This is a genomic window from Mycobacterium sp. URHB0021 (assembly GCF_054057895.1).
Window position 1 is genome coordinate 5,967,537 of the sequence record NZ_JBSRZT010000002.1, and the last position, 22,006, is coordinate 5,989,542.

A 22,006-nucleotide genomic window follows, 5' to 3' on the forward strand; every position below is an offset into this window, starting at 1 on the left:
ATCGCCCGCAGTGGCTGCGATGTCGTGTTACGTGAGGTGAACGAGGCCGCGGTCGAGACCTCGGTCGGAAGACGCTGCGGGGGTTCTTGACGTATCACCAAGTCACGCGCGGCACTTCCCACTCAGTAGCGAACGGCTTTACCTTCCCTTGCGGAGGGCAAATAGTGGTGATCACCGCAGGGGCGCGATGAGGTGCGATGGAGGACCCGTTCATGTCGACACCACTTGGTCATGATGATGATCGCGGCATCCGACGAGCAATTGCCACCGTTTGTCTGTCGGGGATGCTGGAAGCCAAACTCGACGCGGTAGCAGGGGCCGGCTTCGACGGAGTAGAGATCTTCGAGAACGATCTCATCGCATCGTTGTCGACACCGGCGGAAGTGCGCAAGCGTTGTGCTGACCTCGGGCTCTCGATCGACCTCTACCAACCATTCCGGGATTTCGACACGGTGCTGCCCGACCGGCTCACCGCAAACCTGCGCAGGGCCGACCACAAGTTCGCAGTGATGGAGGAGCTCGGAACCGACATGATGTTGGTCTGCTCCTCGGTATCCGGGGACGCCGTCGACGATCCGGCGCGGATTTCCGACCAGCTCCACGAGCTGGCCGAGCGCGCCAGCCGGCGAGGGATGAAGATCGCGTACGAGGCACTCGCGTGGGGCAGGCACGTCAACAGGTGGAATCAGTCCTGGAACATCGTGCGCCGTGGTGATCACCCGGCACTCGGGTTGTGCCTTGACAGCTTCCACGTGCTGTCGCGCACTCCCGAACCCGAAGCGATCTCGGCCATTTCGGAGATTCCCGGTGACAGGATCTTTTTCCTGCAGTTGGCCGATGCACCGTTGATGAGCATGGACGTGCTGCAGTGGAGTCGTCACCATCGGCTCTTCCCCGGCCAGGGCGAATTCGATCTCCCCCGCTTCGTCGACCACATTCTGACGGCGGGCTACGCAGGCCCGCTGTCACTCGAGGTCTTCAACGACGTCTTCCGCCAATCGGCGCCCGTACACACCGCCGTCGACGCGTTGCGCTCCCTTCTCGTGCTCGAGGAAGCTGTCGCGCGTCGATCGCCGCCAAAGGCCGTGGCCTTCGGGCTCACCTGCCCGCCACCAGTACCGAAACTGTCCGGCCACGCCTTCGTCGGACTCTCCGCAGACGCCGGTTCGGTCACCGGGTTGGCGGGCGCACTGACCAGCTTCGGCTTCACGAAGACGGGCGCAGACCGGTCGAGCAACACCCAACTATGGCAGCAAGGGGATGCGCGCATTCTGCTCAACCAATCCACCGACATCGCAACGGACGTCGCCGAAATCGCGTCGCTGGGATTCGATTCCGATTCGAAGGACCAACTCGCCGCCCGCGCAACGGCCTTTTTCGCTCCGGCATCGCCACTCGACGACTCGGGGATGGCGGTTACCGCACCGGATGGCACCACTTTGTGGTTCTGCGATCCGGGCGGCCAACAAACGTGGACGTCCGAGTACGCCCCAACCGGGGAGGGCATCGACGCCGGGACGGGGATGACGCGCATCGATCACGTCGCCCTCACCCAGCCGTTCGACTACTTCGACGAAGCAGCACTGTTCTATCGGGCTGTGCTCGGCCTGGCTCCGGGAAGCGACACGGAGTTCGCGGCCCCGTTTGGGCTCGTTCGTGGGCGAGCGGTCAGTGACCCGTCGGGACGCGTCCGGATAGCGCTGCAGCGGACGCTTCTCCGTCGCGGTGAGTGGGCCCCGGCGGTGCGGGAACCCCAGCACGTTGCCTTCGCGACGACGGACCTCTTCGCCACCGCGCGCGCCTTGCGGGAACGTGGTGCACGACTGCTAACCGTGTCGAACAACTACTACGAAGACCTCGACGCCCGCTTCGCGCTCGATCCGGCGCTCATCGAGGCCATGCGGGAGTACGGCATTCTCTACGATCGAGAGCACGGCGGCGAGTTCTACCACCTCTATACGCCCGTTTACGGTTCACGCGTGTTCTTTGAGGTGGTCCAGAGGGTCGGCTCGTATGCCTCGTACGGAGCGGCGAATTCGGCCGTGCGCATGGCGGCGCAGCGTCGCGAAAGAGAGAACCGGCTTACCTCACCAATGCCCGACATCTAGCGTAGAGACGCACGCCGGCCTGGTGACCACCTAACCTCCACCTACGCGGTCGTTGACGCCAGTTCGACTATGTCGCCCAGCGGTCCAGGCCCGCGGCCCGCGAGATGATTTGGAGCAAGAGTGGCACGTTTGGTCCCGCCGACCCTCGGGCCGCGAGTAACGCTGGCCTTGCCGCGGGGTGCGTCGATGGCGTATCGAGACAGTCTCGGCCTCCCGGCGGGCGCGCCGTTGATGCTCTTGCACGGCGTTGGTATTACGGCCGATCTCAATTGGAGTCCAGCCTATGCCGAACTGTGCCAACGCTTCCGCGTCGTCGCGCCAGATCTACCGGGCCACGGTCGCGGCATCCGGCCATGGCCGACGTTCAGCCTCGAAAAGTGCGCTGACCACATCGTGGTGCTGGCCGATTGGCTCGGGATCGACAGGTTCATTGCGTGTGGATACTCGATGGGAAGCCTGGTCGCACAGCTGATTTGGCGGAGGCACCCCGACCGGGTGAGCGCGCTCGTTCTCGGGGCCACGTCCCGCAACTTTATGGGATCTCCGACTGAGCGCCTGATCTCCTCGCTCTCACCGGCATTCGCCGTCGCCGCCAAATCCAACCCGCTTCTGCGCTTACTCCACGCCGATGCCTTCGGCACCGGCTATCTCAACGACATCGATGACGAGAGCCGGAGGTACGTGCGCGCCGAAATGAGTCTGACCAGTATGTCGACAGTGACCGCGGCACTCGTCGCAGTCGCGGCCTTCACCTCACACACGTGGATCGGCGATGTCGACGTCCCAGTGTCGGTCCTCGTCACGACGAGGGACTCCGTTGTGCCGCCAGGTCGGCAGATGAAACTGGCCGAGGCGATTCCGCACGCCACCGTCGTCACCGTCGAAGGCGATCACGACGTGTTCGTCGCGTCACCGAGGCTGTTCACCGAGAAAATCCTGGAAGCATGTCAGGCGGTGACCGCTGCCCGACCGTGGCAATCTCCCGACTCGCCTTGGCCCTCTGCGTAACTCAACGGTCAGTCACGCTCGCCGAAGCGCCACCCGCTCGACGGTCCTCCAATATTGCCGCGGCGCTCCTATCCCGGAAACACGAGTCCGCGCGGATGTAGAGGGGCATGAACGATGCAGTTCCACCTGATCCACATCGAGGCGAAGGTATGCGAGCGGTGCCCTATGTGAACACCGTGGTGAACCCTTCATTGAGCTCGCGTGCGTGGTAGAAGATCCCCTTGGCGAGCTGGTCCACGGTCCAGTTGATCGTCGGGAAGTCCTTGTGGACCCGGTAGCCCAGGCCGGCGAACACCTCGTTGCGGTTGCCGGACGGATCGAAGAAATAGATCGTCGTACCCCGCGTAATGCCGTGCCGGGTCGGCCCGATGTCGATGGGCACGTCGTCCATGGAGAAGATGTCGCCGGCACGCAGGATCGCGCCCCAGTCCTCCAAATGGAAGGCAAAGTGGTGCAGCTTCGCGTTCGGGCCCTTGATCACAGCCAGGTCGTGCGGGGAGTCCCCGCACGTCATCCACGTGCCGATCACGTCCGGGTGCTCCATGCTCTCGACCACCCGCTCCGCGGGCCGGAAGTCCATGCACTCCATGAAAAAGCGCTCGACCAGGCCCGGATCCTCCGCGGCGATCAGGGCGTGATCGATCCAGTGGCCGCCAACCCCCCGCATGTCCCTCGGCCACGCCTCGGGGTTGATCGACCCGGTGTCGGTGCCGGTGAACTCCATGTCGGAGTAGAGCTCGACGGTATGGTCGGAGGGCAGGGTGATGCGCACGCCGTCGCCGACGGTCATGTTCTCGCCACGGCTGAACCGTCCCGTCGAAGCGCCGAACTGCGCACAGCGCTTCTCGAACTCGGCGAGGTCGTCCTCGGACGAGCACTTGTAGCCGAGCTTGACCAGCCCGACCCCGCCCTCCTCGAGCACCAGGGAGTGGTGGTCCCACTCGTCCCAACACTTCAGGTGCAGCCTGCCGGGCTCCTCGTGCACGACCGACATGCCCAGCGTGTTCGAGTAGTGGTCGCGGGCTTCCTCGAGGTCCGTTACCCGGATATGCACGTACCCCAGTCGCATGACGCTCATGTGATTGTTTCCCTTCTGTGGTTTTTCGTCGCCGGGTTGGACGCCGACCCGCCGGGTGGCGGCGGCGCCGAGTTCGAGAGCGCGAACCCCAGTACCTTGCGGAGCCGGTCGCCCTCCTGCAGCTCGATGGCGATGTCGGTGATAGGCACCGCACGGCAGCTCAGACAGATGCCCTCGACGCGCTGGTCATCGCTGAGCACGCTCTCCGCGACCGGACGCTCGTAGCGGACCTCGCCGAGCACGAGTTGGACCTTGCAGACTCCGCACCCGCCGCGCTTGCAGCCGACCCGGTACCGGAGTCCCGCCCGGCTCAGGGCGGCGAGCACGGTCTCCGCTTCTGCGGCAGTGACCTGCAGCCCGTCGGGCAGGATCGTTACCTCGGGCATGTGGTCCCGGCCCTCCCCCGGTCGTCGGGTAGTTGTCACCATTGCGCGCGAGATCATCACCGGCCGGTGTTCGTGAACACCGCGCTTCTGACTCGTCTCCCATTTCAGCGGCAATTGACTTGCACCGTTCCCAGACCGTCGAACTCGGCGGACACGACCGCACCGGGACGCAGCTCCGTCGATGCGGTCAACCCCCCCGACAGCACGATCGAGCCGGCCTCGAGGCGCTCGCCGTGGGCGGCCAGCGCGTTCGCCAGCCACGCCACCGCGGCGGCGGGATGGCCCATCACAGCGCCGCCGGCCGCAGTCTCGAACCCGCCGCGGTATCTGAACAGGCAGCCCAGGACGTGCAGGCCGACGAGTTCGTCCGGCCGTCGACCTTGCGCACCGAGCACGACCCGCGCAGCGCCCGCGTTGTCTGCGACGGAGTCGGGTAACCGGAAAGGCTGCTTGTACCGCGAGTCCATTACCTCGATGGCGGGGATCACCGCATCGATAGCCGCCAGCACGCCCGCGGGCGGCGTCGACGGCTCGATCCGCTTGCCGATCAGGAAGGCGATCTCGGGCTCCGCGCGAGGATGGATGAGCTCGTCGAGGCACACCGGTTCGCCGTATGGCACAACCATGCTCGATGTCAGCCGGCCGTATACCGGCTCGTTGATGCCGAGGGCGAGGCGCTTGACCCTGCTGGTGAAGCCCAGCTTCGCGCCGATGAGGTTCTCGCCGGCCTGCAGTCGGTGCTCGACGAGGAGCGCCTGAGCCTTGTACGCGGTGTCCGCGTCGATGAAAGGGTTCACGCTGCTGAACGGGGCGATGGGCGTGCGGTCACGTTGCGCAGCGATCAAGGCGTCGGCGATCGCCCTCGGGTCGGTCACGCTGCCGCACCTTCCGCGCCGAACCCCACGGTCACGGTCCCGAGGTGCGCGAACTCCACCTCGTAAACGTCGTTAGGGCGGACCGGCACCAGGCGGTGTAGGGGTCCCGACAGCACGATGTCGCCGCCCCGCAACCCGCGCTGGGGCGGGAGCAGCCTGTTGGCCAGCCAGGCGAGGCATCGGACCGGATTGCCGAGTGCTGCCGCACCCGCCGCGCTCTCCACCGGCGATCCGTTGCGGTGCAGCAACATCCCGGCCAGGCGCAGGTCGACGGCGGTGGCCGGCATCATGCGGCTACCGAGGACGACTTTGCCCGCCGAGGCATTGTCGGCGACGGTATCGGCGAGTTGCACCCGCCAGTCCGCGATGCGGCTGTCGACGATCTCGATCACGGGCAGTACTCCGGCGATTGCGGTGAGCGCATCGGCGGTGGTGGCCCCCGGGCCCGCGAGGTCGTGTCCCATCACGAAGGCGATCTCGACCACGACACGTGGCTGCAGGAGCGACCCGGCGGGGACTTCGTCCCCGTTCTCGACGAACATGTCATCGATCAGCATGCCGAAGTCAGGCTGGCTGACGCCGAGAATCTCCTGCCGCGGCTGCGAGGTCCGCCCGAGTCTGAAGCCCCTGATCGCCCGTCCAGCCTCGACCCGCCGCCGAACGTTGTATGCCTGGATCGCGTAGGCGTCGGCGAGGGTGAGGTCCGCTCGCGTCGCCGTAATGGGGTCGATCGGCGTGCGGTCGACCTCTGCCCGCCACAGTAAGTCGGCAAGCTCGACGACGGTGGCGCGGTCCTGGTCACTCATCGGCGCCCATCCGGTCGACGGGCGATTGCGCGCACACGTTGCACCGCAACCGGTTCCGGAATTCCCGCGGCGTTAACGGCTGCACCTCCACTTCCCCGCCGAGTCAAGCGTGGTACCTGATTAGCGGACCGGTGGGTAGTGGGAAAGACCCTGGATCTTCGCCGCCGGCCCGCACTGCGTTCGCGCCGCGAGACGGGCGGAGGCGGACCTCAGCGACAGCAATGCCGGCCGGCGCATGCCCCGGTGATGGCGCGAGCGTTTTCGATCCGGTCATACCGTTAGCATCCGCCGAATCCACCGAATGAGGGCCGCCGTTCCTGCTGAACGGAACCCGATCGACCATGTTCACACGTTCAGTGACGACGTCGCGGATAGGCGACGTCACCGCCGATCCGGAAATCAGAGTCACTGTATTCACCGTCGCCCAACCGGGTCGCGCAGGCCCGCCGGAAGGATGTCAGCGTTGCTCGACGCAGTGTCAGGTCTGACAGCGATTGTCGCCTCGCACTGGGCTTTCTGATCGGTCCGTGGTCATACGGGCGTCGTTTTCCAGGCACCGAGTTATGGTGGGCCCACTCAGAGGGCGCCACTCCCACGCCGACCTGGCGTCGCTGAGCTCAGGGAGGCAGACATGTCCGGGACGATGCGTGATCCCGCCGCGGGGGTCAATCCGTTCGGCGAACTGGCCAAGTTCGCGTTGGCGGCCACCGAGCGCAACATGGCCATGGCTCGGAACTGGTCGAACGCGCTGCTGACGACGCTCAAGGAGCAATCTGAGGATGCACGGGCGAACCTGACTACCCTGAGCGCTGCGCTGGAGGCGATGGAGCGGACGCTGACCAGCCAGGAGGAGACGAACCGCGCCTTGCGGCAGAGCCTGGAGGGCTATCGGCAACTCCTCGACAGCTACGCGGCGACGCAGGAGCGCACCGCCCGGCTGGTGCAGACCGCCGTCGACGACCTCAAGGCGGCCGGCGAGGGCCAGATGGAGGCGGCGAGGGCACTGCTGACGCCACCGACGGGCGCGACGGCAACCGAGCCGTTCATGCAGATGATGCAGGCATGGACCGACGCCTTCGCCCGCTTCAGCGGCATCGGAACAGAAGATCCCCGTTCGTCCTGATCGTCGCCGAGCTACCGACGGATTCGACGAGTTGTTCCGCCCAGTGGTGATCGCTGGTCCGATTGGATGCACTCCCGGTAGCTTCGCGCCATGTCGCCTAGTTGGCAGGGCGTGTCTGATAGATCGCGAGCGAGGTGTCCGCCGCTTTCCGGGAGCCTCGCCGATCACCCCGACCAGCGACGGCGACACCTGCGATGCCGCGGCGGCTGAATGGTGCCTTGACAATGGCCGACATCCAGGACCAACGCTGCATCACGCTGGCCGGTGCAACCCGCGCGCTGACCGCGGCGCTGCACCATGCGGCCTCGATTGATGTCCCGGTCTGCGTCGCGGTTGTCGATTGCGGGAGCAATCTGGTCAGCTTCGGACGAATGGACGGGGCGCCATTGTTGTCGGCGCAACTTGCGCAGGACAAGGGCTACTCGGTGATCGCCTTCAACGGCCTGGCGACCCGGGAGTGGTGGGATGCGATCAAAGACGAGCCGGCGCTCGTACACGGCATAGTGAAAACTGCCCGGCTGACCGTGTTCGGCGGTGGCGTCGCGATCACCGAGGGGGAGATGGTGGTGGGAGCGGTCGGAGTATCCGGAGGCAGCGCTGAGCAAGATCACGAAATCGCCGAAGTGGGCGCCGCCGCCGTTGGCGGATGATCAAAACGGTGGGGCGCCCGCCCTGGGGCCCGGCATAGGCTCGCCGCCCGCACACATCCCACTCACCGGGCCGCGCATATTGCCGACAACCTCACACCCCGGCTTCCGGATTTCGGCGGCGACCGCATCCTACCGGTCAGGGTTGTGATGCATAGTCTCGTAACCCTTGTCGGTGCGCTTGTTGAGCAAGACGTATGTAGGCATCCGAGGCTCATCGCGAACTTCATGGTGCTTCGGACAGTTCAAACCTGGCCCGATGCATTCGTAAACCGTCGCGTCGATGGTGGGGGCCGATGAGATTGATGGACTGCGTGCTGCCATCGGCTCCCCCTCGCGGTCCCGCAATCCGGTGATCGGTACGCCCCGGTTCTTGGCCAGCGGAACTTCGGCGTCGGTCCATTGATGGGGGCAGGCACGCCTGCCAAGGTTGTGGCACAGCCCACAGCCGTAAGCGGAGGAACCGATGACCGAGACCCTGGACCACGCTGCGTCCGTCCTAGCTGATGCCGTGATCGAAAACAGCGATGCGGGCGTGTACCGCGCGAACCGCCGGATCTTCACCGACGAGGAAATCTTCGAGTTGGAGATGAAGCACATCTTCGAGGGCAACTGGGTCTATCTCGCCCATGAGACGCAGATTCCCAACCCCGGCGACTACTTCACCACCTACATCGGGCGGCAGCCGGTGGTAATCACCCGCGACCGCAAGGGTGAGTTGCACTGCCTGATCAACGCCTGCTCCCACCGTGGCGCCATGCTGTGCCGACGTAAGACCGACAATCGCCCAACGCTGACGTGTCCGTTCCACGGCTGGACATTCCGCAACGACGGTTCCCTGCTCAAGGTCAAGGATCCCGACGACGCCGGCTACCCGCACGCCTTCAACACCGACGGCTCGCACGACCTCACCAAGGTCCGTTTCGACAGCTACCGCGGGTTCCTGTTCGGCAGCATCAATGACGATGTCCTTCCGCTCACCGAGCACCTCGGCGACGCCACCAAGGTGATCGACCTGCTCGTGGACCAGTCACCGGATGGTATGGAGGTGCTGCGCGGGTCGTCGACCTATACCTACGACGGAAACTGGAAGGTGCAGGCGGAGAACGGTGCCGACGGCTACCACGTCTCCGCGGTGCACTGGAACTACGCCGCCACCACCTCCCGACGCGGAATCGGCGAATCCGCCAACGTCACGAAGGTGCTGGACGCCGGGGGGTGGGGCAAGTCAGGCGGAGGGTACTGGTCCTTCCCCCACGGGCATCTGTGCCTGTGGACGTATGCGGCCAACCCGCAGGACCGGCCGCTGTGGGACCGCGTGGACGAGCTCAAGGCGATGTTCGGTGAGGCCAAGGGTGAGTTCATGGTGACCGGCTCGCGCAACCTGTGCCTGTATCCGAACGTCTACCTGATGGACCAGTTCAGCACGCAGATCCGGCATTTCCGACCCATTGCACCAGACAAGACCGAGGTCACCATCTACTGCATTGCCCCCAAGGGCGAAAGCGCTGAAGCTCGCGCCAACCGGATCCGCCAGTACGAGGACTTCTTCAACGCCTCGGGCATGGCCACCCCTGACGACCTCGAGGAATTCCGGTCTTGTCAGCTGACCTTCCGGGGAACCAAGGCGAAGTGGAACGACATGAGCCGCGGCGCTAAGCACTGGCTCGACGGACCCAACGACCTCGCCAAGGCACTCGGCATGGACGGGGTGATCTCGTCAGGAGTGAAGAACGAAGACGAGGGCCTCTTCCCGATCCAGCACCACTACTGGCTAGAGACCATGCGCGCCGGTATGCCCGCCGGAAACCATTCCGCCTAGGAGGATTCAATGACTGCGACGCTACCCACGACCAGCACCACGATCAGCCAACAGGCGATCGAACAGTTTCTGTACCGCGAGGCCCGATATCTCGATGACCGCGAGTTCGAGAAGTGGCTGGAGTGTTACGCCGACGACGTCGAGTACTGGATGCCGTGCTGGCGCGATGACGAACTGCTCTCGGAGGACCCGCAGACGGAGATCTCGCTCATCTATTACCCCAACAAGGGCGGCCTGACAGACCGGGTGTTCCGGATCAGAACCGAACGCTCCAGTGCGACCTCGCTTCCCGAGCCGCGCACCAGCCACAACATCACCAATGTGGAGGTCATCGAGCGGCGCGGTGATCTGGTCGATGTCCGGTTCAACTGGCACACCATGTATTTCCGGTACAACACCGTCGATCCGTACTACGGCACGTCGTTCTACACCATCGACTTCTCCGGGGATTCGCCGCTGATCCGCCGCAAGACCGTGGTGCTGAAGAACGACTACATCCATCACGTCGTCGACATTTACCACGTCTAAAGACCTCAGCGAGGAACCCGCATGACGGAGTATCAAGTCGCGCTCGGCTTCGAGGATGGCGTCACTCGATTCATCAGCTGCAAAGATGACCAGACCGTCGCCGACGCGTCATACCGGGCGAGGATCAACATCCCGCTGGATTGCCGCGACGGGGCCTGCGGAACATGCAAGGCGTTCTGCGAGTCCGGCGAGTTCAACCCCGGCACATATATCGAGGACGCGCTGTCGGAGAACGAGTTCGAACAGGGCTATGCGCTGCCCTGCGTGATGAAGCCGAAGTCAGATCTGGTGTTGAAGATCGCCAGTACGTCGGAGGTGGCCAAGACCACGGCCGCGACGTATGTCAGTGAGATCGCCGAGTTCAACCGGCTTTCGCCCACAACAGTCTCGTTCAGCGTCGAAATCCCGAACCGTGACGAGTTGACCTTCTTGCCCGGGCAGTACGTCAACATCGCGGTCCCTGGCACCCACGAGACCCGGTCCTATTCATTCAGCAGCGCGCCGGACGACAAGACGCTGAGTTTTCTGGTGAAGCTGACCCCGGGCGGGGTGATGTCGACGTACCTCGATGAGCGGGCAACTGTGGGCGACGAGCTGACGTTCACCGGGCCCAACGGGAGTTTCTTCCTGCGAGAGGGCCAGGGGCCGGCATTGCTGCTCGCCGGCGGCACCGGACTGGCTCCGATCCTGTCCATACTGCGGAAGATGCGCTCCAGCACCAGCCGGCAGCTGCACCTCATCTACGGCGTCAACACCGACGAGGACGCGGTCGAGTTGGACACCCTTGAGCAGCTGGCTGGTGAGCTTGGGAACCTGACTTGGGATTATTGTGTCGCCGACCAGGCCAGCTCGGCGGTGCACAAGGGCTTCGTCACCGCCCTCATGACGCCCGAACACCTTTGCGGTGGAGAAGCATCCGTCTACCTGTGCGGTCCGCCGCCGATGGTCGAGGCGGTCCGTAAGCACATCGACGCTGGGGGTGTACAACCGGTCGGCTTCTACTACGAGCGCTTCGCGCTGTCGGGCACCGGCGCCGCTGCACGCGCCGAAGTGACCCCCGAGCCGGAGGTAATCGCCGAAGCCGAAGCGCCCACCGTCGCCGCCCCGCCGGTCCGCGAGCGCGCACCGGGAGCCGTTGAAGTCGCGGCCGTCCTCACCGGTCCGGAAGGCCGGTCGGTGGCCGGACAGACGATATGGCCAAGCAAGGAAGTTCCGCCCCTCGTCGGTGTCGCCGTGGCCGCTTCGCCCAGCGATGAGGCCGCAATGGCCCGCGCGATCGCGGGTCAGCCGGTTGCGCGCGCAGCAAGCGATGTGCCGGTGATGCCGCTGGACCCCGATGGCAAGCTCATCGAATCGTGTGAGGCGAGAGCGGTTGCGGGGCAACAGGTGCTGGGCCGCTCCGATATGGCGCCGTTGGTCGAGCCCCACTACGTGATCGGCGAGGAGCATCCGTCGGTGCTCAGCTCGGACGCCGTCTTCGACGCCAGGGAGGCCCTCGAGCTGGGCGCTTTGGAGCTGACTATCGGCAGGATGACCTCGCGCCAGTTGATCGGGTACCGACTGGTGGCCGAGGCAACGGTGCCGTGGGTGGAGGGTGACCGGTTCGTCGACGCCGCCGCCTTCACCGACGCCAACGCGGTTTTCCACGACTACCTGTTCAACATGACCGGCAACGTGCATCTGCTGCAGGCTTACAACAACCTCGGTGTCAAGGGCCGTATGCAGGAGGTGCTGCGCCACGCGACGTGGTGCGATCCGCGTGTCGCGACGGACCACCTCGATATTGTGTCGGCGTTCGAGGCCGGTGACCGGGACACCGCACGACGGCTGATATCCGAGCACGCCGATCGGTCGAAGCTGACGATGCGCCGAGCCTTGGCTGAGAGCCGCGCCCGCGTGCTGCCGAAGTGGTTCAGCCGCGGCAGGTTTGAAGGCAAGCGGGTCGTGGTCACCGGCGCGGCGCAGGGCATCGGGCAGGCGGTGGCCAGGCGGATTGCGGCTGAGGGAGGAGATGTAGCTCTCGTCGACCGGTCCGAACTGGTGATTGGGGAAGTCGCGGCGCTTGAAGCCGCGGGGTGCTACGCCATCGCGGTCACCGCGGATTTGGAGAGCTGGGAAGGTGCCGCAACGGCGGCCGCACAGGCACGAGATGAACTGGGCGGCATCGACGTGCTGATCAACAATGTGGGCGGCAGCATCTGGTTTCGCCCCTACGAAGAGTACGGCCCCGAGGAGATCGAGGCCGAGGTGCGCCGCTCGTTGTTCCCCACGCTGTGGTGCTGCCGCGCCGTGCTGCCGTACATGATCAAGGCAGGGGCGGGCACCATCGTCAACGTCTCGTCCAATGCCACTCGGGGCATCAACCGGGTGCCATACGCGGCGGCGAAGGGCGGCGTCAACGCCATCACGACGGCGCTGGCGATGGAGGCAGCCCCGCACGGCATCCGAGTCGTCGCGACGGCGCCCGGCGGAACCGAAGCTCCGGAACGCCGGATTGCGCGCGGGCCCGAACGGCAGCAGGCTCGAGACCGGGAGTGGTACCAGCAGATTGTGGACCAGGTCATCGACTCATCGCTGCTCAAGCGGTACGGGACACTGGACGAGCAGTCCGCGGCGATCACCTTCCTCGCCTCCGACGAGGCCTCCTACATCACCGGGACTGTGCTCCCTGTAGCTGGGGGTGACCTCGGGTAAGTCGTCGGCTGATATGTAGGTCAGTTTGTCAAGGAGCAGGGTGCAGCGGCGGCCGCGACCGTCGTCGTGGCCGCCGCTTCGTTGACCAGAGGAGCTTCGCTGTGGGACGAGCGTGTCGTGTCGACGCGCGTCAGTCTGTCTAAAATGCGCGGGTTGATTACCGCAGGACGGGACCTTCGAGTCGGAGTTGGCCAGCGGGTCTCGAGTAGAGAGTAATCGGTTGTGTCACAGTCTGATTGCTCATAGCCGAATCGGGTTCTCGGGCGATCGCCACGTTGGCGATCACCGATCGTCTCTGGCGCGCATCGAAACTCACCCAGCGGGTGTGCAGGCGCCGGTCGAACTCCTGCACACTTAGTCCGCGGAACGCCAAAAGGTCGCCAAACAACTCATCGATTTCGACCGCGAGTTCGCCATTTGCTCAGCGCCCTCCCGACGGAGTCCCATGGCGATGGAGGACATGGCGTCGACCCGGAGGGTTCCAGCAGTACTTCATCACGTAACGCCGCTTCACCGTGGGCGCCGCGACCAAGTACGAGCCGCCGATGACCACTGCCGACGCGATGCGCCAGCACCCCGCGGAGGGCTTCCCTTCGGGATGCGCTTCCGCTCCGCCCAGGCGGTTCGGTTGGCCGACAGCAAACCGGCTTAGTGCGCGAAGTCTTTGGTTCTCACGGTATTACGACAAATGGGCGAACTCGTCGGGAGCCGCTGAAATCGCAAGAACGTACTTTCTCTCCAGCAACACGGCCGGCCACGCAGACTCGGTCTAGTGCGGCAGCCGGGCAACTACCAAGATGGAGGCGTGATCAAGACTGCTGCCCTTTTGCCCGCTGACCTGAACCGCCTGACCCGTGAGACCGACATGCTCCTGGCCACTATCGAGAGCCTCACCGACGAGGAGTTCGCCGCTCCTTCGAAGTGTGAAGTGTGGTCCCGCGCCCACGTAGTTGCCCACCTGGCATTAGGCGCTGACGCCATGGGAAACATGATTACGTGGGGCACGACCGGCGTCGAGACCCCGCCCTACGTGTCCCGGGATGCCCGCAACGCTGACATCGTGAACCTGGCCAAGAAGTCGCCCCCAGAGATCAAGGCTGCTCTGCGCACCGCCATCAAGAACTTTGCCGACAAGGCGGCGACCTTGAAGGACGGGCTCAAGGCGGAGACCGTCAAGACCCCTGGCGGCGCCAGTATCACCCCGTACGCCGTGCCCGCCTTGCGAATATCGGAGGTCATCATCCACCACGCCGACCTCGACACCGTGTGGGGGCTCGGCGAGGCCGACATGGACGCCCTGGAGGACACCCTGGAGATCATCGTGGAGCGGGTCTCGGCCAACGATGACTTCCCTGGCGTCACCATTGACACCGACGAGGGCGAGCACTACGTCATCGGCGACGGCGCCACCGCAATCAAGGGTGGCCGCGACGCGGTCATCGGGTGGCTGGCTCGGGGACTGACCGACGGTCTCCGGCACGACGGCGAGCTGCCCGAACGCCCGGCCCGCTCCATCGGCTGAGCTCGACACCGGCCCCGGTCCGCCCCGGGGAATGTCCCGTGACCCGGTGATCAGGAATCCACCTCGGCCGCACCGTTCGGCGTGCAACACGAGGGCCGTCAGCGGGGATTTCACTCACCGACTGTCAGATTTGCTACGGGAAGATGCGTCGATGGCACCGGCAAGCCTCTGCGGACTTCACGGAGTCCTAGCCAAGACCAACACGACCGGCCAATCCGAGTAGTGCCGAGCCGTCCAATTGCAGGTTCGTCCTCGTACCCTGATCGACGTGCATGACCGCTCAGCTGGCGGCGAATCCGTTCATCGTCGTCATGTAGGCGGCTGGTTTCCGGGTGAAGACGGTCTTGCCGTTATGCACGGAGCAGAGCACGTCCGCCTGGCATTGAACAGCTTCCTTGTCAGTTGAGCAATTGAGAACGATGCAGTTGGCGGGTTTACCCTCGTCGATGCCGTAACGATCGGAGATGCCCAAATTCTTCGCCCCATTACTGGTGATGAATTCGAGCGCCTGACTGAGATGCCTGTCCGATAGCATGTGACCGATGTGCAGACCAACGTCGAGGATGCGCAACATATTGCCGTCACCCAGTGGATAGAAGGGATCGGCGATGGAGTCCTGGCCGAATGCGACATTGAGGCCGGATTCTATGAGTCGTTTGATCGGAGCGACCCCACGAGGCATCGGCACCATTCCCCAGCCCTGCAGCTGAAGATTCTCGTTGGGGCAAATCGCGAATTTGAGTTCTCCGGCTAGGAGTTTCGGGGTGAGCTTCGCCATGTAAGAGTTGTTGTAGTACGCCATCGCGACTGCATGACTGGCCGTCACCGGAACGTCGAGTTGGCGTTTCGATGCGAAAGCGGCCACCACTTCGACGAACCTGGACTGCTCGTCGTCGATCTCGTCACAGTGCACATCCACAGGAACACCGTACTTTTGGGCGAGGTCGAAGATCAACCTCAGCGAGGCCACACCGTTTTCGGGCGTATCCTCATTGTGCGGAATGCCGCCTATAACGTCGGCTCCCATCTTGAGCGCCTGCTCGAGAAGCTGAGGCCCGTCGCGAAACGACAGGACGGTGTTCTGCGGGAAGGCGACAATCTGGATCTCGATCCAATCCTTGACGTCCTCGCGCAGCTGAAGGATAGCTTTCAGCGCCGTCAGGTCTGGATCGGTGACGTCGACGTGTGACCGGATGAAGCCGGTGCCATTGGCTGCCTCGGATCGGGCCGCAGCCAGGGCGTTCTGGTAGATCTCGCCAAACTCATTGATGCCATGTTGCTTTCGTTCGGCCCAGATCTCGATGGCCTCGAACAATGTCCCGGACGCATTGGGCCGGGGCCTGCCGACCGTGTTCGCGTAGTCGAGGTGCACATGCGCATCGACGAAGGGTTCGACGACGAGTCGGCCGCCGGCGTCGAACAGATCGGCATCCGAACTGCCGCCATCGCGGTTGTCGGAGTCTGTCGGGCTTGCGACGATGGAACCGAAGTTCTCGTTTTCTATGTGGATGTCCCAAGTTCCCTCTCGGCCTCTGAGAGCCGCATTCGTGATGATCACAGTGCTACCTCCTCGTCCCGCACCGCCCGCTTCATTGTCCGCTGAGGTGTCCCCCGCCGTACTCGCTACCTGCGTCACGGACTCGTCTTCCTCTCTTCGATCCACGGGTTTACCGTCCTCCGCTGCGCCCGGGATGACAACATGTCGCGCGCCTTCCTAGCTCGCGAATACAATCCGTCGGTCAGCGGGATCGCCGAGGCGCGTACAGCCAGCCTTCCAGCAGACGCGCCAGTTGCGGCTGGACGACCCAGGTCATCAACGCCGACACCGAGAACGTAATCAACGCCACCCGCGGAACGAGTGCGATGGACGACGAAACCATCTGGTACAGAACCAGGTTCAGCATCAACTGGATCACGAGGATCACGGCCGAGGTGACCACGAACATCTTCCACCGCGGAGGTGCGGGCGCCGTGCGGCCGGGCACTTCGAACCAGGTCTCGAGCCCCGTCATCCGCCGCTCATGCGAGGTCGACATCACCTGCTCGCCGCGCGTCAGCAGGTCGGACCTCGTCTGTGAGTGTTCCCATCGGGCTAGTTCGTCGGCCGAGGCGAACCCGTACACAACATGCCACAACTCACCGACGTGCCCCGGCCGCAGCAGTCCCGCCCCGAGAAATCCGTCGAACCCCCGATGCGCGCGGGTCAAGTCCGAGGCCCACGTCTCGAACTCGACCTCTCTGCCGGGCACCACGCGACGGTCAATGAGGACAGTGACGGGCCCCCCGGCGCCATCGGTCTCGCCGGCCCCGCTCATGCCCGGCCGCCGACGATCAACTGAGATCGGCTGACCAGTGCCGCTTTTCGAGCGAATCCCTGATGTGCAACAGGAACTTCGACGCAGTGCTCCCATCGAACGCACGGTGGTCGTAGACCATCCCGATGATCCCGACCGGGTGAATCGCAATGGCGTCACCGACCGCGACGGGGCGGCGCTTCACGCCGTCGGTGCACAGGATCGCGACGTTCGGTTGGTTGATGATCGGCGACGACGCGTAGCTGGCGAAGGGTCCGGGGTTCGTGATGGTGAACGTGGAGCCCTGCATCTCCTTGTTGGGCAGTTCCTTCGCTCGCGCCGCTGCTGCTTTCGTGGCGATCTGGCTGGCGATTCCACGGATGTTGAGGCTGTCGGCGTCCTTCACCACCGGCACCACCAGTCCTTGCTCATCCAGATCCACGGCGACGCCCAGGTTGACGTAGGGGTGCAGCGTCATCGTCTTGGCTTCGAGGTCGATCGAGGAGTTCACCGTCGGGAACGCGCGCAGCGCGTCACAGACCGCCCGGGAGATGAACGGCAAGTAGCTCAAAGACGCGCCGGTCTCCTTCTTGAAGCGAGTCTTGTACTCGTTACGCACCCGTTCGACATTGTCGAAATCCACCTCCACAGATGTCCACACCGATGCGGCGAGCGTCTGCGACGCCTTGAGCGTGTCCGCGAGAATCAGACGCATTCTGCTGAGCGGCACCACTTCGTCCCGGCCGTCGGTGCCGGCCCTCGACGCACGGGGCGCAGCCGCGGTCGGTGCAGTGACCGCTGCCGGTGCGGCGGCTACCGCCGGGCCGGCGGCGATCGCGTTCGTGATGTCCTCCCGCCGGATACGACCACCGACACCCGTTCCGGCAACCGTTGTGACGTCGATGCCGTGCTCGGCGGCTAGCCTGCGCACCAATGGCGACAACAGCCGTCCGCCTGCGCCATCGCGGCTGACCGGCGCCGCGCCGGTCTGCGCATTGACGGCACTCGGACTCTCGACGGCGGCCGGTCCAGTGCCGTTCCCGGCCGGTCCGCCGACCCGTGCGCCTGCCGACCCGATGCGTGCCAGAACGGTACCCACGGGCACCGTCTCGCCGGCGCTGACGAGGATGTCCAGCATCTTCCCGTCGTACGGGCTCGGGATCTCCGAATCCACCTTGTCAGTGGACACGTCGAACAGTGGATCGTCGAATGCGACGTCGTCTCCGACGACCTTGAACCAGGTGCCGATCGTGCCCTCCGTGACCGACTCACCCAGTTTCGGCATCGTAATCTCGAAAACTTCACCCGTGGCGGACGGCGAAAAGTCGGCGTTCTCGGTCGTCGGACCCTCCGATCCGCCGACCGACGGCGCGGACGGATCGTTGAGTGATCGTCCGCCGGCCGCAGCCACCCCGTGTGCAGCCGATGGGAGGCGGTTCGGCACCGTGGCGCCCTTCCCGCCGATCCGCATGATCGCGGCGCCGACCGAGACGGTGTCGCCCTCTTGGGCCAGAACCTCAAGCACAACACCGTCGTACGAGCTCGGGACCTCCGTGTCGACCTTGTCGGTCGATACTTCGAACAGCGGGTCGTCGAACTCGACCTCGTCGCCCACGTTCTTGAAGAAGGTGCCGATCACACCCTCGGTCACCGACTCACCCAACTTCGGCAGGGTCACAACCCATGTCTCGTCGGACATTTCAATCGCCTCCAGAGCTGTATCAGCCGTGTAACGATCGGCCGGAGAATGTAATCATCGTCTCGCCGATTGCCTCGGAGAGGCTTGGATGAGCGTGGATGAGCGAGCCGACGTCAGACGGCAAGGCCTCCCAGTTGACCGCCAGATACCCTTCGTGGAGCAGCTCACTCGCCCACGGCCCGACCAAATGCAAGCCGAGTAACGGGCCGCCGCGCGCTGCAACGACCTTCACCAGCCCTTCGGTGTCGCCGACGATCATCGCGCGCCCGTTCCCGGCGAACGAGTGCTTATGCACTTCGACGTCGTGCCCGGCATCTCGCGCCTCGGCCTCGGTCATCCCCACCCAGGCCACTTCCGGATGCGTGTAGACGACCCAGGGAACCTTGCTGTAGTCCACCGGAGCGGGATCCTCACCGAGCACGGATTGGACCGCGACGACGGCCTCGGCATAGGCGACGTGCGCGAGCCCCGGTGTGGGTACGCAGTCGCCGATGGCGTAGACGCCGGGGCGCGTGGTCTGCATCGTCGAGGTGTCGACCGAGATGAACCCACTGTCGGATACTTCGACGCCGGCCGCCTCGAAACCCATCCCCTCGCTGACCGGACGGCGACCGATGGCGACGAGCAGCTGGTCGACCTCGATCTTCTCGGAGCCCTTCGGAGTCTCGAACGGGACGAGGACCCCGTTACTGGTCGTCTCAACGGCACCGACACGGGCTTCCGCGTGAATGTCTGTGCCGCGCTTGGCAAGAGCTTTTGCCAGGACGTCCGCCGTCTCGCGGTCCGGACCAATCGGGAGCACGCCGTGCGGAAGCGCCTCCAACAGGGTTGTCTGAACCCCGAAGTCGGTGTAGACCGACGCGAACTCGGCACCGATGACGCCACCGCCGATCACCGCAATCCGTTCAGGAAGCTTTTTGGACTCGCTGTTCGTCGCTTGATCGGAGGTGACGATGCGCTCGCCGTCGACCTTGAGCCCCGGCAACGACCGCGGTTCCGACCCGGAGCAGATGATCACGGCTTCACCGCTCAGCGTCTGGCCGTCTACCGCGACCGCACCTTGCGGCGTCAGCGTACCGAACCCGTTGACAACCGCGATCTTTCGCCGTTTGAGCAGGCCCGACAGGCCCTTGTGAAGGGAGGACACGATGCCGCTCTTCCGCTTGTTGACCGCCCGCCAGTCCGCCGCCGGGTCGGCCCCCGCCCCGAGGCCGATTCCGAAGTCGTTCGCGTGGTGAACGGTTCGGAATACCTCCGCGGCCTGCAGCAGCGCCTTGGCCGGTATGCAGCCGCGATGCAGGCAGGTGCCGCCGACCGTCTGCTTCTCGACCAACGCCACTTTCTGGCCTGCGGACGCGGCGTAGAGCGCGGCCGCGTAACCGCCTGGGCCGCCGCCAAGTACGACGATGTCGAAATCGGTCACGCCCTCGCCACCTCTCGCAGCGTTTCCGCGATCTCCGCGGGCTGCGGGATCATGGCGTCCTCCAGGGGAGGGCTGGTCGGAACGGGCGTGTTCTTCGCCGCGATGCGCGTCACTGGCCAATCCAAATGCCAGAAGCATCTCTCCTGCACCTCGGCCGCGATCTCTGCGCCGTACCCCATCCTGCGGGCGGCTTCATGCAGGACGACCGCCCGTGCGGTCTTCTTGACCGAAGCGACGATCGTTTCGATGTCCAGAGGTACCAACGTCCGGATGTCGATGACCTCGACGGAGATCCCTTCCTTGTCCAACTCGTCCGCGACCTCGACGCCCTGTGACACGCCGGCCGAATACGTGATCAGTGTGACGTCGCGGCCCTCGCGAACCACATTGGCCTCGCCTAACGGGATCGGGTCGAGGCTGATCGGTCCGTCAGTGCGCAACCGCCGGTAGAGGTACTTGTTCTCCAGATACAGCACTGGGTTGTTGTCTCTGATCGAGCTGATCAGCAGACCGGCCGCGTCTTCGACCGAACCGGGCATGACGATCTTCAGTCCGGGCACATGCGCAAAATACGATTCAACACTCTGGGAGTGCGTGGGGCCGGCCCGCAGGCGCGCACCGAACGGCGCTCGCATTGTCACCGGCATCGCGTCACCCGTGCGGTAATGGTGTCTCGCCAGCACGTTGATGATGGGGTCGAACGCACACGAGATGAAGTCGGCGAACTGGTACTCGACAATCGGTCGCAACCCGACGAGCGCGGCGCCCGCCGCCAGACCGGTAAATCCGGTTTCGGCGATCGGAGCGTCGACTACCCGCCGCGGCCCGAACTTCTCGAGGAAGCCCTTCGTGACCTTGAACGCGCCGCCGAACTGGCCGACGTCTTCACCGATCAGAAAGACGTCAGGGTCGGCCTCCATCTCCGACATCATCGCCGCACCGATGGCCTCGAGATAGGTGACTCCGCCTCCGTCGGTTTTAGTCGGCATAGACACCCTCCTCGACGGTGCTTCCGTCAGGCATCGGGTCGGCAAGCGCCTTACGACGCGCGTCGATCGCATGCTGGCGAGCCTTTTCCCGGGTCTCCTCCGCGGTGGCGTCGCTGAGCACACCACTGTCCAGCAGCCGTCGCTCGAAAAGCTCGACGGGGTCTTTCTTCCGCCACTCCTCGAACATCTCGCGCGGCACGTAGTCTGCGGGATCGTGCTCCGCGTGGCCGTGCATACGCATCGTCACGGCCTCGATCAACGTGGGGCCCCCGCCCTGCCGGGCCCGCGTCACGGCTTGATCAACCGCGTCGTAGACCGCGACCGCGTCCGTGCCGTCCGCCTTCACACCGGGAAATCCGTAAGCCGCGGCCTTACCCGCGAAGTCCTGCGACGCAGTCTGCATGCTGACAGGGGTGGAATAGGCGAACTGATTGTTCTCGATCACGAAGATGCAAGGCAACGTCAGCGCCCCTGCCATGTTCAGCGCCTCGTGGAAGTCGGCGCGGGAGGTGGAGCCGTCACCGCAGAACGCCAGGCAGACCCGACCGTCGCCCCGGTATTTGGCCGCAAATGCCATCCCGGTCGCGACCGGAAAGTTGGCTGGAATGTGGCTGGGCAGGTTGTAGATACCCAGATCGAGACGACCGTAATGCAAGGTGCCGTCCCGGCCACCCGTCGGCGAGGTGGCCTTGCCCATGAAGCTGGCCATCACCTGCCACGGTTCCATCCCACGGCACAGGTGTGCGCCGAGGTCGCGATGGATGGGTGCCATGTAGTCGCCGTCGCTCAGGGCCGCCGTGGACCCGACCGAGATCGCTTCGTGCCAGTGGCCCGTATACAACGAACCGAGCAGATCACCGCTCTTGTACATCGCGACCATTCGGTCTTCGACCGCCCTGGTCAAAACCATCATCTCGTAGATATGGATCAGGAGCTTAGGGTCGCGGGCGGCCAGCGCGTCATCCGCTGACTGCGGCTTGGATTCGGTTGAGGTGGCCATCGAT

Annotated in this window: 18 protein-coding genes; 8 read left to right on the plus strand and 10 right to left on the minus strand. The window is 64.7% G+C overall.

Annotation, left to right across the window (positions count from 1 at the left end; all coding sequences use genetic code 11):
• Positions 1-212: 212 nt before the first annotated feature.
• Positions 213-2,108: a bifunctional sugar phosphate isomerase/epimerase/4-hydroxyphenylpyruvate dioxygenase family protein gene (locus ACVWWN_RS31840; protein WP_457147411.1), complete on the plus strand. Its 1,896-nt coding sequence runs from the start codon at positions 213-215 to the stop codon at positions 2,106-2,108.
• A 186-nt stretch (positions 2,109-2,294) separates the two neighbouring features.
• Entirely contained in the window at positions 2,295-3,116 is an 822-nt protein-coding gene (locus tag ACVWWN_RS31845; RefSeq protein WP_457147412.1) for an alpha/beta fold hydrolase, read from the plus strand.
• A 163-nt stretch (positions 3,117-3,279) separates the two neighbouring features.
• Here the strand turns inward: ACVWWN_RS31845 and ACVWWN_RS31850 are convergent, their stop codons facing one another.
• From ACVWWN_RS31850 to ACVWWN_RS31865, 4 genes are all read right to left on the minus strand, one after another.
• The gene (locus ACVWWN_RS31850; protein ID WP_457147413.1) at positions 3,280-4,194 is read right to left on the minus strand and encodes a catechol 2,3-dioxygenase; all 915 of its coding nucleotides are present in this window, start codon (positions 4,192-4,194) and stop codon (positions 3,280-3,282) included.
• Entirely contained in the window at positions 4,191-4,580 is a 390-nt protein-coding gene (locus ACVWWN_RS31855) for a 2Fe-2S iron-sulfur cluster-binding protein (protein WP_457147414.1), read from the minus strand. Before ACVWWN_RS31855 ends, ACVWWN_RS31850 begins: the two co-directional genes overlap by 4 nt.
• A 104-nt stretch (positions 4,581-4,684) precedes the next feature.
• Positions 4,685-5,455 carry a 2-keto-4-pentenoate hydratase gene (locus tag ACVWWN_RS31860; protein ID WP_457147415.1) on the minus strand — a complete coding sequence of 257 codons (771 nt, stop codon included), beginning with the start codon at positions 5,453-5,455 and terminating at the stop codon, positions 4,685-4,687.
• Complete coding sequence (locus ACVWWN_RS31865; protein WP_457147416.1) at positions 5,452-6,261, minus strand: 2-keto-4-pentenoate hydratase; 810 nt, start codon at positions 6,259-6,261, stop codon at positions 5,452-5,454. Before ACVWWN_RS31865 ends, ACVWWN_RS31860 begins: the two co-directional genes overlap by 4 nt.
• Positions 6,262-6,892: 631 nt before the next feature.
• Here ACVWWN_RS31865 and ACVWWN_RS31870 point away from each other — a divergent pair.
• The 6 genes from ACVWWN_RS31870 to ACVWWN_RS31895 all read left to right on the plus strand — a co-directional run bounded on the left by ACVWWN_RS31870 (position 6,893) and on the right by ACVWWN_RS31895 (position 14,597).
• Positions 6,893-7,384: a hypothetical protein gene (locus ACVWWN_RS31870; protein WP_457147417.1), complete on the plus strand. Its 492-nt coding sequence runs from the start codon at positions 6,893-6,895 to the stop codon at positions 7,382-7,384.
• 224 nt (positions 7,385-7,608) lie between these two features.
• Positions 7,609-8,034 carry a GlcG/HbpS family heme-binding protein gene (locus ACVWWN_RS31875; RefSeq protein WP_457147418.1) on the plus strand — a complete coding sequence of 142 codons (426 nt, stop codon included), beginning with the start codon at positions 7,609-7,611 and terminating at the stop codon, positions 8,032-8,034.
• A gap of 463 nt (positions 8,035-8,497) precedes the next feature.
• Positions 8,498-9,853, plus strand: coding sequence for a benzoate 1,2-dioxygenase large subunit (gene benA / locus ACVWWN_RS31880; RefSeq protein ID WP_457147419.1), 1,356 nt, complete (start codon positions 8,498-8,500; stop codon positions 9,851-9,853).
• Positions 9,854-9,862: 9 nt separating this feature from the next.
• Positions 9,863-10,381, plus strand: a complete 519-nt coding sequence (gene benB / locus ACVWWN_RS31885; RefSeq protein ID WP_457147420.1) for a benzoate 1,2-dioxygenase small subunit — start codon at positions 9,863-9,865, stop codon at positions 10,379-10,381.
• Between the two features lie 21 nt (positions 10,382-10,402).
• The gene (gene benC / locus ACVWWN_RS31890) at positions 10,403-13,075 is read left to right on the plus strand and encodes a benzoate 1,2-dioxygenase electron transfer component BenC (protein ID WP_457147421.1); all 2,673 of its coding nucleotides are present in this window, start codon (positions 10,403-10,405) and stop codon (positions 13,073-13,075) included.
• Between the two features lie 805 nt (positions 13,076-13,880).
• Positions 13,881-14,597 carry a maleylpyruvate isomerase family mycothiol-dependent enzyme gene (locus ACVWWN_RS31895; RefSeq protein ID WP_457147422.1) on the plus strand — a complete coding sequence of 239 codons (717 nt, stop codon included), beginning with the start codon at positions 13,881-13,883 and terminating at the stop codon, positions 14,595-14,597.
• Between the two features lie 280 nt (positions 14,598-14,877).
• On the opposite strand, the gene ACVWWN_RS31900 is transcribed toward ACVWWN_RS31895, so the two are convergent.
• The 6 genes from ACVWWN_RS31900 to ACVWWN_RS31925 all read right to left on the minus strand — a co-directional run bounded on the left by ACVWWN_RS31900 (position 14,878) and on the right by ACVWWN_RS31925 (position 22,002).
• Positions 14,878-16,155, minus strand: coding sequence for an amidohydrolase family protein (locus ACVWWN_RS31900; protein WP_457147423.1), 1,278 nt, complete (start codon positions 16,153-16,155; stop codon positions 14,878-14,880).
• Between the two features lie 181 nt (positions 16,156-16,336).
• On the minus strand, positions 16,337-16,846 hold the full coding sequence (locus ACVWWN_RS31905; RefSeq protein ID WP_457147424.1) for a hypothetical protein: 510 nt from the start codon (positions 16,844-16,846) through the stop codon (positions 16,337-16,339).
• A gap of 82 nt (positions 16,847-16,928) precedes the next feature.
• Positions 16,929-18,590: a 2-oxoglutarate dehydrogenase, E2 component, dihydrolipoamide succinyltransferase gene (gene sucB / locus ACVWWN_RS31910; protein ID WP_457147425.1), complete on the minus strand. Its 1,662-nt coding sequence runs from the start codon at positions 18,588-18,590 to the stop codon at positions 16,929-16,931.
• A gap of 22 nt (positions 18,591-18,612) precedes the next feature.
• The gene (gene lpdA, locus ACVWWN_RS31915; RefSeq protein ID WP_457147426.1) at positions 18,613-20,013 is read right to left on the minus strand and encodes a dihydrolipoyl dehydrogenase; all 1,401 of its coding nucleotides are present in this window, start codon (positions 20,011-20,013) and stop codon (positions 18,613-18,615) included.
• A complete protein-coding gene (locus ACVWWN_RS31920) occupies positions 20,010-21,002 on the minus strand; it encodes an alpha-ketoacid dehydrogenase subunit beta (RefSeq protein WP_457147427.1) in 993 nt (330 codons plus the stop codon). Before ACVWWN_RS31920 ends, lpdA begins: the two co-directional genes overlap by 4 nt.
• On the minus strand, positions 20,992-22,002 hold the full coding sequence (locus tag ACVWWN_RS31925) for a thiamine pyrophosphate-dependent dehydrogenase E1 component subunit alpha (protein WP_457147428.1): 1,011 nt from the start codon (positions 22,000-22,002) through the stop codon (positions 20,992-20,994). Before ACVWWN_RS31925 ends, ACVWWN_RS31920 begins: the two co-directional genes overlap by 11 nt.
• Positions 22,003-22,006: the final 4 nt, after the last annotated feature.